Genomic DNA, 11,990 nt, shown 5'->3' on the forward strand with positions numbered 1-11,990 from the left:
TCTGACGACGATCGATCGTCTTTTGCCACATTATTTGTCCGCATTGACAGATTACTATCTGTATAAACAAATTAAGTTTTGGTGCGATCGAGGAAGATGTTTTAGCACCGATTAGTTGATGCGCTAATTTTATTGCTGTAACATTTCACTATCAGGAAAATAGCTTTGCAGGTAGTTAAACACTAACCGTTTAGTTTCTCCTAGAAGACGCTGGCGGAATAGCTGTTCTTGGCTCAGAGATAACCATAACAGTGTACCGATCGCTTTCACGAGCACAAATGCAATTGTCTCACAATCGGCACGGTCTAAATTTGAATCTCGCCCAGATAAGGAAGTTGCTAAATCTTGAATGAGTTTGGTATCGGCGGCGTTCTCAATCTCCTCTAGTTCTGGTATGATTCCTTGCACCTGCATATAGATCGCATGATAGCCAGGATAATCGGTAAAAAATCGATCCACTGCATCAATCATCCGGTCAACATAGGTTGATAAAGGCAGATTTGCCATTTCAGAACTATCTAGCGCTACTAAGTATTGGTGCAGTTTTTCGGTGTAGCGCGTTGCTAAGGCTCGCAAAATTGCTGCTTTGTCAGGAAAAAACTGGTAAAGCGAACCGATCGCCACTTTAGCACGAGCGGCGATCGCGTTTGTTGTGGTGGCATTATATCCTTCTGCAATAAACATCTGTTCAGCCACATCTAAAATCTGGTTGACCCGTTCTTGGCTGCGAGCTTGTCTTGGTTGTCGTCGCATTCCAGACGGTTTGGGTAAGTTCGCGGTCATTTATGTATTCTTCCTTGACAAAACATGAGTAATCCTCATATTATAAAAACACGAGCGATACTCATATTTTAAGCAAATCAATGTCGCTTGAAAAACTTTTTTAAGGAGAAAATTGCAATGAGTCAGGATCTGCCCACACTATCTGGTGCTGAAGAAAACCGAGTGCTTGCAGAATACAGTCAAGACCCGTTGGGGTTTATAACTCGATGCGCCCGTCAATTCGGAGAGATTGTTTCATTTCGCATTGAAGATCGGCTCATTTGTTTGCTCAAATGATTATCAAAGAGGCAATGCGGCTTTACCCACCAGTTACAGATGTGAGTCGGGAAGCAACTAGAGATTGTGAAATTGGTGGATACTCGATCCCGAAAGGTTGCACCCTGATTGCAAGTCAATGGGTTATGCATCGAGATCCGCGCTATTTTAGCAATCCAGAAGTATTTAACCCAGAGCGATGGGAGGACGATCTCGAGAAGCGATTGCCACGCGGTGTTTATTTTCCTTTTGGTGATGGTCCGCGCATCTGTATCGGTAAAAGTTTTGCCCTGATGGAAGCAGTTTTAATTCTGACAACAATCGCTCAAGCATTTCAATTAGAGCTTGTGTCAGAGCGAGAGATTGAACTTCAACCCTCAATTACCCTGCGTCCCAAACATGGCGTTCAAGTCTTACTGAAAAAAGCCTAGATCGTTCAAATTCATCAACGTTCGATGATTATACTTTTTTTATATCGAGCGTTTGAAATCCAATTATTTAAGCTTGCATCTTTATGGAACCAATTACAATTTGCCCAAATTTTCTTAAGTGCTGCTACACCGGATTTCGCGTCCTGCACTACAAGTTTCATCCCTGGATTGTAGTGCTCCTCGCACCGATCAAAGTGCTTGCTTCCTCAGGTGTTAACCGCACATACGAAAAAATTCGCTGCATAAGCGCGATGAGCAAAATTGACTTTGCTAGTTTTTACGGTTTAATCAACGATTTGTTGTGGTAAGAGCGATCGTGCTGTGTTTTATACTGCAACTGCTGAATTTTTTAGCAGGTTTGAATTGGTATGTGGCAGTTCCAAACCGTAACAAATTTTAAGTACTGGTTGGGCAGTGACTGCCCACCATACTTCATCTTCAATAAATTCATTTCCCTTGCAACAAATAGCTTGGATTGCTTCTTCAGTATAAATACTGTTACGAGCCTTTTTATTAATGGTTATTATTTATACGAAATTAAATATATTGAAAAATGACAAGAAATGCTTGTGGCAAAACGAAATTGCTCATTCAATGGTTTGGAATTGTCATGCTTGTAGCCATTGCAATTATATTTTTCAACCTTGATATAAGTTCCATCGCTTCAATTCCATTTGCAGACAAACAGCAAATTGCCCTCGCTCAAAATGATGAGAATAACGAGTACTACATTATTAAGGACGAAAATCTCAAGTTTACACATTCATCAGTTAAAGGAGATTTTCGCATTCACGCGCTCAATGGAGGATTTTGCGTTGCATGGAAGGAGTTTATTGTCGCTAGAGACATGGAGGGGCGCAAACTCTGGGATATCAAGGGGTTTGGTCGCGCTGTTGCTATCAGTCCGGATGGCAAACGTGGCATTACTAGCAATGGTAAAACTTTTATGTTTTTCGATACAAAATCGGGTAAGCCCGTTCAACCAATTCAAGATTTTCCAGAGCCAAGTACTGTAAAATCTGCTTCGGTACAAGATGATTGGTTTTTTCATGACTTAATTTGGTTGAAATCGGGGCAAATTATTGCCTGGTCGAGCGATGCGATCGCTATTTTGGATGAGTCGGGTACAGTCAAAAAACTGCTGACTAAAGCAGATTTAAATCGTCTTGGTATCGAATTTCTCAGTGGTATTGCTCCCGATCCGAGCGACCAAAGCATTTTAATAGCTTTTGGTGGAAATAGTGGAAATCTTATCAAGTTTAAACCCGATACCTTAAAAATTATTGCACAAAAGACCAATCTGAGAAACTCACAAATGTTTTTCTCTCTTGATGGAGAAACTCTCATTTTAGAAACTATGGAGGGAGTCGCATTAAGATCGGCACGTTCGCTTAACGAAACGTTTAGCGCTACAGATTTTGGTTACAGTGGCGTAAAACGCAGCTCGCGCAGGAATGAAACCGCATGGGTGGAATGGACGCGGTTGTCTGACCTTAGTCCGAACAGTCGCTATCTCCTTGCTATTGATGGTAGCGGTCAATTGTGGTGCTTTGATACTAAAAAACCAAGCGCTACTAATGTTGTACGCGTGTTCGAGCGATCGCTGTTAAATTATGTATACGATGTGATGTGGACAAGCGATCGCGAATTTATTGCTATTCTCAATCAAGGCGGTGTTATCAAAATGAGTGTGAACGGAACGAAGCTTGAGTTTGTAAAGAATGATTTTGAGCCATCGCAGAATTTATGGATAGAATCTAGTGACTATTAATTGCAACCACGATCGCGAATAGCGCCTGTAGAAACGTTCCATACTACCCCCTAAATCAAACAGCAACATTTATATCTGAGCATTCAATGTACTAAACTCTACAAGAATCAGAAATGCGCCCTCAAAATGCATTCAGTATATTTACTGTAAACTAAAGTATAGTTTTGAGCTAATATCTACTATGATATGGGAATCATTACATCACGAGCGCGAGCTGTTTTAGAAAAGATGCTGGCACCCCAATTATTGCCTCGAATCGTTCCATCACCACCAATAGCTCCATTAGTATGCTGGCGTCCTCACAAATCTCTAGTACATGGAATTGCCTGTATGCCTGACGGAGATACAATCGTCACCGCTGGTGAAGACACTCAACTGCTTGTCTTGTCAATCCGCAGTGGTGAGGTTCTGCACCGTTTGGAGGGTCATCACGGACCTGTCAACTCGCTGACGCTAACACCTTCAAAGCAACGACTTATTACTGGGGGCGATGATACAACGGTGCGAGTGTGGGATACCTTGACCTGGAGACTGCTTTATACGCTTGAAGGTCATTCCGAATACGTGCGTAGTGTCGCTGCCACTGACACTATAGCCGTATCCGGTGGAGAGGACGAACGGCTGTGCGTTTGGGATATCGAGCGCGGGATGCTTCTACACGAGAAGATGGAACACCCAGAAAACGTCATGACCGTTGCTATATCCCCTGACGGGCATTTCGCCGCATCAGCATCTCTGGACAACGCCTTACGGTTGTGGAATCTCCACACAGGGCAGTTAGAACGGGTATTCTACAACGCGGAAGCTATGGTCACGTGGGTGAGAGGCGGTCTTTACCTGGCATCGAATAGAAACAACGTTCCTCATAAAAATACACCACGAGGGCTTTGCTTTACCTCCGATAGCTTAAGCTTGTTGTCTGCAGATCGGGAAGTGTTACTCTGGAACATATTCACGGGCGAGAAGCGCGAGATTGTACCTTTATCCGAGCAAATTACCCAAGCCCTTTGTCTGCATCCGATTGCCAAAACCCTCGCGCTCGCTTTTTACTCCAATTCATTACAAATATGGAACAGTGGAACATCCAAACGTTTGGCTGTTCTGGATGTGGGTGGGGAGGAGCATACAGCGATCGCTTTTATAGATGACAGTTCTAAACTGCTCTCCGGTACCCGTTCAGGCGAAGTTTTCTTGTGGGCTTTACCCTCAAGCGAAACCTTTAATGAAGGCAATCACCCCAGTCCAGTCCGTCAAACTATCATCACTATACGTAGCGACGGCACACCTATCGCTGCTTCTGCCGATAATAAAGGGGGTATCAGGCTGTGGGATTTTCTGAAGAATAAGCTGGTGGCATCGATAGATTCTCATCCCACAGACTGGGAGTGCCACATTGCCTTTTCCAGAGATGGAACAACGCTGGTTTCTTCTACAGACGAGGGAAAATTGAATATTTGGGACACAACAACAGGTCAGTTGGTGCGAACAATATCGCCTAATTTTGACCGTCCGAGGTCAATATCAAGTCTGCAAATGTTAGACGAACAGCACGCTGTGGTAGGAAGTGGCGACCATCTGATTTTATACGACATCAGTGGTGAAAGCTTACCCGTAGTATTTGAAGGACGCACGGGATTGGTGAGTGATATTCAAGTATCAACAAATCATCAATTAGCGTTCAATCTTGCGTACTTCAATCCGGACCCAAATGATGATAGTTGGGACAATAATGTTAATCAGTTACAGTGCTGGGATTTGCACCAACATCGTCTTCTTTGGACGCAAACTGCTAAAAAATTAGGAGATCGAAGCCTACATTTTGGCTTTATTGCAGTTGCACCCGATGGCAATAAATTAGTAACGCTGTCTCATAAAGTTAAGAGAAAAATAGCTATTTGGGATGCCAAAACTGGTTTACAGCAAGGAAGTTTGGATATTCCTGGCGACTGGGTTATGTCGGCGCAATTTGTTGACGATCGCGTCATGGTTTTGGTTTCTGGAAGTAAGAAAGGTACGTTTTTGTGTCGCATCAATATTGAAACCAAACAAGTTTTAGACACCGCTCAATTTCATCTAAAAGACTTGCGTTCTGTCAGTATTGCAGAAGACGGTCAAACCGTTTTAGTTGCCTCCGAACGCTCGTTACAATCAATTAACACTGCGTCCAAGACAGTCGAGGATACATACAATGGGTACGCAATCTTCTATCAGTGCGCCCTTTCATGCGATGGACGTTATGCGATCGCTGGTGATTCTAGCGGTGGAGTTCACCTGTTAGCAAGGGCTTAGTGAATGAGTATTCGTACCAATCGCAGAAAGGGTGAGCGTTGCAATGAGAAAAATCTCGATATTATGACAGCACAGACATTTTTCTACCGCTATTTAGCAGGCGATCGCGAAAGTGTTTGGAAGGAACTTCAAGCATTGGGTGAAATCGTTGAGCCTTCTTTAAAGGCTGATGCTTTAGCCGTTGCACGCGAGACTATGAGGCGTGCCAAACTCAATTTAGAGATAATAGTACATCGGCTCAAGAAATTAGGTTTTGAATTTTCACAGCCAGAGCAGGTGATTGTTCCAGTTCAATCCCAGACCTTACAACTGTTAGATGATGTTGAACAACAATGGGGAACACTACCCTTTTCTGTTCGTGCTTGGTATGAATGTATTCATTCAGTCGAACTGTTTGCATCAAAACCAATATCAAAAGATTTAATTGAGTCACTTGAGCCAACTGCGATCGCGCTAAGCTTTTCTAGTTGCTCAAATCTGTCTGATGACTTAGATGACACGGATGAACTTCGTTGGTATATACAAGGAATGACCTTTTTGAGTTTAGAAGAAAGCTTGACAAAGGTTTTGGAGTCAAAAGAAAAGTTTAGGCAAGATTGGAGAGAAGGAAAGGTCGATGACTGGACTCGCAACTATTGCCTTCAAAACAAAATAGATCCAGAGGTTTTGACTGTAGACTTCTTACCAGTTGGTATGTCTATGAGTACTTGTGAGCCAATGGGGTTTGAGGTTGGTATGGCTAAAGCAGACTGTACTATAGCTGACGACGGTGATGAAATGGGATTTGTTGATTTCCTTAGGGAGCGCTTACTTTTGGGAGGATTACTACACGGACACTGCGCCAAGAATCACCTCTACGACTACCTGTATATTGGCAAAATGCCCAATCACCTTCAAATAACTTCTGAGGTTTTTGAAGAATTATTATTATTTTAGTTAAGTTTAGCAAAGCTTGGCTGTTGCAACCAATATGTGAGGAATATTTAGATCATTCCAATAAAAAATTATTCACTTCTGCCATTTCAATATCTTCTGCGGCGTAGGTAATTCTAACTCTACCTTGACCCAGAATATCGATAATTCGATACCGTTGTGCAATTATATCTCCTATCTGATGCATCCTACCTTGCCAGCAAATGTTTAAACTAAACTTTAGCTATTTTAGTAAAGTTGATTTTAAATGCCAGGAGTATTCTTTCTGAGAAATGATGAAGAAATCTTTAATGCGATCGCACTTCACGTGTATACCTCTCCCCTAGTTTTCCCCGATTTCTTCTTAAACTATCAATGAGTTTTAATCCAGTAATTTTAACTAAGTCTAAGTTTTGAATATTCTATTATGGATGAAGATGTCAAATTCTTTCGTATGTTTGGTTCAATATTTGCTGGTATTGGTAGCATATTTGCTGTCACGGGTATAATTATTGGCATAAGTACTCGTTCCTTCGTAGCCTCATCAGTACTAACACAAGGGAAAATTATCGCGTTGGTGGAACGTTTATCAACAGATAGCGACGGTGACTCTTCTTTTGTTTACTATCCAGTCGTGAGATTTACCACCAATGCTGGTGAACCAACAGTTTTTGAAGCAAACGCAGGTAGCAACCCACCAGCATTTACTCTAGGTCAGCAAGTAGAAGTGCTGTACAGTCCTCAAAACCCAAAGGAAGCGAGGATTGATTCTTGGCTCGAATTATGGTTGTTTCCAACCATCTTTACCAGTATAGGTTTAATTTTTGTGTTGATTGGAGGAATTGTACTTATCAAGTCATTCCCCCGTTTGATGAGTTTTAAGCCATGAAAACTTCTGTTTCTACAAAACTGGTATCGGGTAACACAACTTGCAAAAGCTTTAAATCTCATTCATCCCCATCGCAAGACGGATGAGATAGCCCTAACGGCTTGATTAAATTAATTAGCCTTACTTCCAATGGCACCACTCACAGGATGCAGTCAGAAACTCTCATTGTGAATGGTGAGATCTGCCATTGGTTGCTTGTGAGAAGCCAATGAAAGCGTTGACACAAGAAAGTGTATTGACTGTTAGATAACTTCCCCAAAGTTGTTAGAAATTAGCAAACCAAAAACGGTGAAAACATTATGACTCAAACACAAGAATTACAACCGCCTCAACATCAGAATCCGCCTGGAAGAGAAGGCGAAATGACGCCAAAGCCCCAGTCTCAAAATCCTCAATACAAAGGAAGCAGCAAGCTAGAAGGTAAAGTAGCGCTAATTACAGGTGCGGATAGCGGTATTGGTCGCGCAACAGCAATCCTCTTTGCTAGAGAAGGGGCGGATGTGGCTGTTGTTTATCTGAGCGAACAGCAGGATGCAGAAGAAACCAAGCGTTTGGTAGAAGCTGAAGGTAGGCGTTGTCTGTTGATTAAGGGAGATGTTGGTGGCGAACCGTTCTGTCAGGAAGCTGTACAGCAAACTGTTAATCAACTCGGACATCTGGATATTCTCATTAATAATGCTGCAGAACAGCATCCACAACAGAGTATTGAAGACATCTCAGCCGAGCAATTGGAGCGGACTTTTCGCACCAATATCTTTGGTATGTTCTTTATAACTAAAGCAGCACTACCACATCTTAAAGAAGGTAGCGCTATTATCAATACCACTTCAGTCACCGCCTATAAAGGCAACCCCCAGCTGCTGGATTATTCCGCGACTAAGGGCGCGATCGTTGCTTTCACTCGTTCTCTATCACAATCCTTGGTTGAGAAAGGTATTCGAGTCAATGGTGTAGCTCCCGGTCCTATCTGGACTCCCTTGATTCCCTCCACTTTTCCAGAAGATAAAGTCAAGAGCTTTGGCGCTCAAGTTCCCATGCAAAGAGCCGGACAACCAGAAGAAGTAGCACCTTGTTATGTGTTCCTGGCATCTCATGACTCTTCTTATATGTCAGGTCAAATTCTGCATCCTAACGGTGGCGAAGTTGTCAACGCCTAGTCATTTTATCTTGGTCGTTACTATCTTTTTCTCAAAGCTTCTGAGATATCTCAGAAGCTTTTTTATACTTGCAATGTAAAAAACCCCCGATACAACCAGGGGTGAATGCAAACTCAGATTTGCTCCTCTTGTCTATTTTGCTAGCGAGCAAATTATTAAACCTCACTCAGAAGATATAGCCATATTATTGTAATTTTATATACATCATGGCATTGGATGAAAGAGAAGGTCTGGAAAAACGTAGTTAAACAAAGCCCAAGTCGTAAAAGCAACTGACACTGAAACAACAGCAAGAACTGGTGCTAGAGAAAGATACTGAAGAAAATAGTTTGTTTGGTCGTTTCGCTTTTGCATGGAATACTCCTTAAAGAACTAATAACTATTAACTCAAGCGACCTCACTATAAAGCCACTAACTTTGCACTACTAACTTGACATTAGAATTTTGCAGACCGGGTTGTTTGATTTGGCTTAAGGTCTTATTAATTGCGTACTTTTGATTAATAGAATGAATAAGCTGGGCCTGATTGTGTTTGATAGCAACACCCGGTATGTCAGCAATCAGATCGAAAGTTCCATCATTATTACGAGACCAGCCAAGGTCACATTCTCCATCAAGTACAGCCACAATATCAGCAGAAACTCGCTGACCGTTAACGCCACGGACCGTACCATTTACGATCGCATGAAGGCCTAAATCGCGTAGCGTTGTTTTCAGAATTTCAAGATCGGTGAGTTTAGTGGGAAAACTACGAAAGTGAGACACGGTTATTTCCTCCTAGAAAAATTTGAGAAAAATGGCTTTTGGACAGGTTTATTCTTGACGCAAAAATCAGAACAATTGATTGCTTCTTCAGTTAAGGCAAAAATTGGGTGTATAGTACACTTAAGACGATAATCGCCTGTAAAAAATCGACAGTTTGAGCATTGAATTTGATGCAACCGTTTGATAGTGGCAAATCCAATCCCTGCAGCCCGCCACATCGACCACAACATAAAGACAGTTAATACACAAATAGTTATAAAGCAAAGAAGGCTAATAACAGGCGGTAAAAGCTGAGTTTCAGAAGACAGTGGTTGAAACATAATTAGGCTTTAGCAACAAGAAAACTTTCAGTAGTTACTTGAATTGGCATTGTGAATGTTCCTAAACAAATCTCAATATTGATGTGATACATTCGATAGTAGTTACCTTAAACACGACAATTCCCTGTCTGTAGATTTAAACTACAGGCAACCTTAAGGACGATTCTCTAGTTTAAAAGGTTGTATTCTGGAACACAATAAGCTAAGTGAACGCAAGAGAAAGGTTTTCAATGGGCTAGGTGAAATCGAATCTTCTAACTGGAGTGAAGAGGATGCTCCGGAGATTGAGTGAGTTATCTTTATACTTGTTGTCAAGTACAGAAATTATTACCGAACAATCACGGTTAAATCTCAACACTGGATATTGTTCCAGTATTTTTGAATCATCTGTCTGTACATTTCAATCAGGTGTATATACGCTTTTGTAGCAGATGAGTGCCCTTGTAACGCCTGCACGAGCAAAGAAAGAATTTGGGTGTTCCCTTCCTCATTTAAAGTTTTAATTAATACACATATTTGTGACACTTCTCTAGAATACTTTAGGAATGTATAGTACTCTTCAAGAAACTCGCCATACTCAGGAGAAACAGACAGATAGTCTTGAGGATTGGGAAACATAACTGGTTTGTTTGTTGCTTCATAACAAAGTGAGCACTTTTGTTTCTATAAAGCATCCCTCATTAGAATTAATGAAGATTGCGATTCGCTATAAAGATAGCTACAAAATAGGACTTTAGCAAAAAACTTTGTAGGGCTTTATACCATTTAGTAGAGGCAAGATGACTGAGTTTGAAATAGAAATTATGTATACCTCATAAATGCCTTCTACTCTCTGCTTTTCTTTAAGAAGAAACTTGTAAAGATGTGCCATATTTTACACAATTTTTTGGAATCAAACAATGACTGATAAAGCAACTAAGCCAAAGAACCATCTTGTCGAGATTAAAGATTACGGTCAAAGTATTTGGATGGATAATTTGACCCGTGACATGATTCAATCCGGGGAACTCAAACAGCTGATTGAAAATGGCGGTATCCGTGGAATTACCTCTAATCCATCCATTTTTGAAAAAGCAATTAAGGGTAATGCAATTTACGATACTGATATTGAAGCTGGCGTTAAAGCGAAGTTACCAATTGATAAAATTTACGAATCACTCATCTTTGATGACATTCGTAATGCCTGCGATATCTTCAAACCTGTTTATGAAGAGTCAAACGGTTTGGATGGCTACGTTAGTATAGAAGTACCACCAGTCATTGCCCATGACACTGAAAGGACAATTGAGGAAGCTCGACGCTACTACCAAGACATTGGGCGGGAAAACGTGATGATTAAGATTCCCGGTACAACTCGGGGTTTACCTGCTGTGGAACAAGTCATCAGTGAAGGTATCAATGTTAATGTAACTTTGCTATTCTCAGTAAACAGCTATGTCGAGACAGCTTGGGCTTATATTCGAGGTTTGGAAAAGCGGTTAGCAGAAGGGAAGGATATTAGTAAAATCGCCTCCGTAGCGAGTTTTTTCCTCAGTCGAATTGATAACAACATTGATAAACGCATTGACGAAAAACTGAAAAAAGGTGTTGACGACATTGCCATGGAAGCAAAGTTAAAAGCTGTTAAGGGCAAAGTCGCGATCGCTAACGCTAAAATAGCGTATCAAAAATACAAAGAGATTTTTGGAAGCGATCGATGGCAAGCTTTGGCAGCAAAAGGTGCTAAAGTTCAAAGGCTATTGTGGGCTAGCACCAGCACAAAAGACCCCAATTATAGTGATGTTATGTACGTAGATGCGTTAGTGGGTCCCGACACTGTTAACACTTTGCCACCCAACACTATAGAAGCTTGCGCCGACCACTGCGCTCCAGCAAATCGTATTGACCTTGAGGTAGAAGAAGCCTACAACCTTATCGAAAACCTTAAAGATCCAGAGATCGATATTAATCTGGACGAGGTGATGAGCAATTTACTAAAAGAAGGAATTGACAAATTCATTCAACCTTACCAATCTCTCATCAGCTCCTTGGAAGAAAAGGTGAATCGTTTATCTCCTGTTTAATTGAAATTTCAGAAAAACATGGAGTAAGAAATAAGACCACGGGGTGTTTCCAATATCTTAGAGGATGCTTTAAAAGTAGTGGCTGAGGTATCCAAAACTATAGATCCTCTCTACCCTCCCTTAACAAGGCTACGGTGGTGTACACAAGTCTTCTAAAGGGCGTTCTTGAGGTTTCGATCCCCCCTAACCCCCCTTAACAAGGGGGGAAGTTGATTCTAATTCCTCCTTTTTTAGGATGTTTCATGTCTTTTCTAGAGATCTGTGTACGCCGGAGTCTTAAAAAGGGGGAAAATACTTTTAAAGCCACCTTTTTTAAGGGAACCCGGATGCCATTTCCTTACGGAGGGTTTCACTC

13 protein-coding genes are annotated in these 11,990 nt (G+C 41.5%); 8 read left to right on the top strand and 5 right to left on the bottom strand.

Features of this window, described 5'->3' with window-relative positions; genetic code table 11:
• Window positions 1-129 precede the first annotated feature (129 nt).
• The gene (locus tag HC643_RS30280) at window positions 130-783 is read right to left on the bottom strand and encodes a TetR/AcrR family transcriptional regulator (RefSeq protein ID WP_038072893.1); all 654 of its coding nucleotides are present in this window, start codon (window positions 781-783) and stop codon (window positions 130-132) included.
• Between the two features lie 117 nt (window positions 784-900).
• Between HC643_RS30280 and HC643_RS30285 the strand changes: the two genes are divergently transcribed.
• The 5 genes from HC643_RS30285 to HC643_RS30305 all read left to right on the top strand — a co-directional run bounded on the left by HC643_RS30285 (window position 901) and on the right by HC643_RS30305 (window position 6,465).
• Window positions 901-1,059 (top strand): hypothetical protein, encoded by a 159-nt coding sequence (locus HC643_RS30285; protein WP_153021435.1) that lies wholly within the window; start codon window positions 901-903, stop codon window positions 1,057-1,059.
• Window positions 1,056-1,469 carry a cytochrome P450 gene (locus tag HC643_RS30290; RefSeq protein WP_038072895.1) on the top strand — a complete coding sequence of 138 codons (414 nt, stop codon included), beginning with the start codon at window positions 1,056-1,058 and terminating at the stop codon, window positions 1,467-1,469. Before HC643_RS30285 ends, HC643_RS30290 begins: the two co-directional genes overlap by 4 nt.
• Before the next feature lie 553 nt (window positions 1,470-2,022).
• Window positions 2,023-3,240 (top strand): hypothetical protein, encoded by a 1,218-nt coding sequence (locus HC643_RS30295; RefSeq protein WP_038072897.1) that lies wholly within the window; start codon window positions 2,023-2,025, stop codon window positions 3,238-3,240.
• A 186-nt stretch (window positions 3,241-3,426) separates the two neighbouring features.
• Complete coding sequence (locus HC643_RS30300; protein ID WP_050046695.1) at window positions 3,427-5,529, top strand: WD40 repeat domain-containing protein; 2,103 nt, start codon at window positions 3,427-3,429, stop codon at window positions 5,527-5,529.
• A 3-nt stretch (window positions 5,530-5,532) separates the two neighbouring features.
• On the top strand, window positions 5,533-6,465 hold the full coding sequence (locus HC643_RS30305; RefSeq protein ID WP_050046694.1) for a hypothetical protein: 933 nt from the start codon (window positions 5,533-5,535) through the stop codon (window positions 6,463-6,465).
• Window positions 6,466-6,517: 52 nt separating this feature from the next.
• Here the strand turns inward: HC643_RS30305 and HC643_RS42225 are convergent, their stop codons facing one another.
• Entirely contained in the window at window positions 6,518-6,649 is a 132-nt protein-coding gene (locus tag HC643_RS42225) for a hypothetical protein (RefSeq protein WP_272899937.1), read from the bottom strand.
• A 219-nt stretch (window positions 6,650-6,868) separates the two neighbouring features.
• Here HC643_RS42225 and HC643_RS30310 point away from each other — a divergent pair, with 219 nt between their 5' ends.
• Together HC643_RS30310 and HC643_RS30315 are read left to right on the top strand one after the other, a co-directional pair.
• The gene (locus tag HC643_RS30310; RefSeq protein ID WP_038072902.1) at window positions 6,869-7,330 is read left to right on the top strand and encodes a DUF3592 domain-containing protein; all 462 of its coding nucleotides are present in this window, start codon (window positions 6,869-6,871) and stop codon (window positions 7,328-7,330) included.
• Window positions 7,331-7,629: 299 nt separating this feature from the next.
• Window positions 7,630-8,487, top strand: coding sequence for an SDR family oxidoreductase (locus HC643_RS30315; protein ID WP_038072904.1), 858 nt, complete (start codon window positions 7,630-7,632; stop codon window positions 8,485-8,487).
• A gap of 204 nt (window positions 8,488-8,691) precedes the next feature.
• Here HC643_RS30315 and HC643_RS30320 read toward each other — a convergent pair whose 3' ends face one another.
• From HC643_RS30320 to HC643_RS30330, 3 genes are all read right to left on the bottom strand, one after another.
• Entirely contained in the window at window positions 8,692-8,841 is a 150-nt protein-coding gene (locus HC643_RS30320; protein ID WP_050046693.1) for a PsaJ protein, read from the bottom strand.
• Between the two features lie 57 nt (window positions 8,842-8,898).
• Window positions 8,899-9,252 carry a DUF1257 domain-containing protein gene (locus tag HC643_RS30325; RefSeq protein WP_038072906.1) on the bottom strand — a complete coding sequence of 118 codons (354 nt, stop codon included), beginning with the start codon at window positions 9,250-9,252 and terminating at the stop codon, window positions 8,899-8,901.
• Window positions 9,253-9,923: 671 nt separating this feature from the next.
• Window positions 9,924-10,190, bottom strand: coding sequence for a hypothetical protein (locus tag HC643_RS30330; RefSeq protein WP_038109262.1), 267 nt, complete (start codon window positions 10,188-10,190; stop codon window positions 9,924-9,926).
• 281 nt (window positions 10,191-10,471) lie between these two features.
• On the opposite strand from HC643_RS30330, the gene tal reads away from it, so the two are divergent.
• The gene (tal, locus tag HC643_RS30335) at window positions 10,472-11,635 is read left to right on the top strand and encodes a transaldolase (RefSeq protein ID WP_038109264.1); all 1,164 of its coding nucleotides are present in this window, start codon (window positions 10,472-10,474) and stop codon (window positions 11,633-11,635) included.
• The last annotated feature ends 355 nt before the right edge of the window (window positions 11,636-11,990 follow it).

Origin of the sequence: Tolypothrix bouteillei VB521301 (assembly GCF_000760695.4) — a bacterium.
Lineage (GTDB): Bacteria > Cyanobacteriota > Cyanobacteriia > Cyanobacteriales > Nostocaceae > Scytonema > Scytonema bouteillei_A.

What these genes read in the sequence shown, in the direction of transcription:
- HC643_RS30290 (WP_038072895.1), top strand. Translation starts at nt 1,056, where the DNA reads ATGATTATCAAAGAGGCAATGCGGCTTTACCCACCAGTTACAGATGTG.
- HC643_RS30285 (WP_153021435.1), top strand. Translation starts at nt 901, where the DNA reads ATGAGTCAGGATCTGCCCACACTATCTGGTGCTGAAGAAAACCGAGTG.
- HC643_RS42225 (WP_272899937.1), bottom strand. Translation starts at nt 6,649, where the DNA reads ATGCATCAGATAGGAGATATAATTGCACAACGGTATCGAATTATCGAT.
- HC643_RS30310 (WP_038072902.1), top strand. Translation starts at nt 6,869, where the DNA reads ATGGATGAAGATGTCAAATTCTTTCGTATGTTTGGTTCAATATTTGCT.
- HC643_RS30280 (WP_038072893.1), bottom strand. Translation starts at nt 783, where the DNA reads ATGACCGCGAACTTACCCAAACCGTCTGGAATGCGACGACAACCAAGA.
- HC643_RS30295 (WP_038072897.1), top strand. Translation starts at nt 2,023, where the DNA reads ATGACAAGAAATGCTTGTGGCAAAACGAAATTGCTCATTCAATGGTTT.
- tal (WP_038109264.1), top strand. Translation starts at nt 10,472, where the DNA reads ATGACTGATAAAGCAACTAAGCCAAAGAACCATCTTGTCGAGATTAAA.
- HC643_RS30315 (WP_038072904.1), top strand. Translation starts at nt 7,630, where the DNA reads ATGACTCAAACACAAGAATTACAACCGCCTCAACATCAGAATCCGCCT.
- HC643_RS30330 (WP_038109262.1), bottom strand. Translation starts at nt 10,190, where the DNA reads ATGTTTCCCAATCCTCAAGACTATCTGTCTGTTTCTCCTGAGTATGGC.
- HC643_RS30300 (WP_050046695.1), top strand. Translation starts at nt 3,427, where the DNA reads ATGGGAATCATTACATCACGAGCGCGAGCTGTTTTAGAAAAGATGCTG.
- HC643_RS30305 (WP_050046694.1), top strand. Translation starts at nt 5,533, where the DNA reads ATGAGTATTCGTACCAATCGCAGAAAGGGTGAGCGTTGCAATGAGAAA.
- HC643_RS30320 (WP_050046693.1), bottom strand. Translation starts at nt 8,841, where the DNA reads ATGCAAAAGCGAAACGACCAAACAAACTATTTTCTTCAGTATCTTTCT.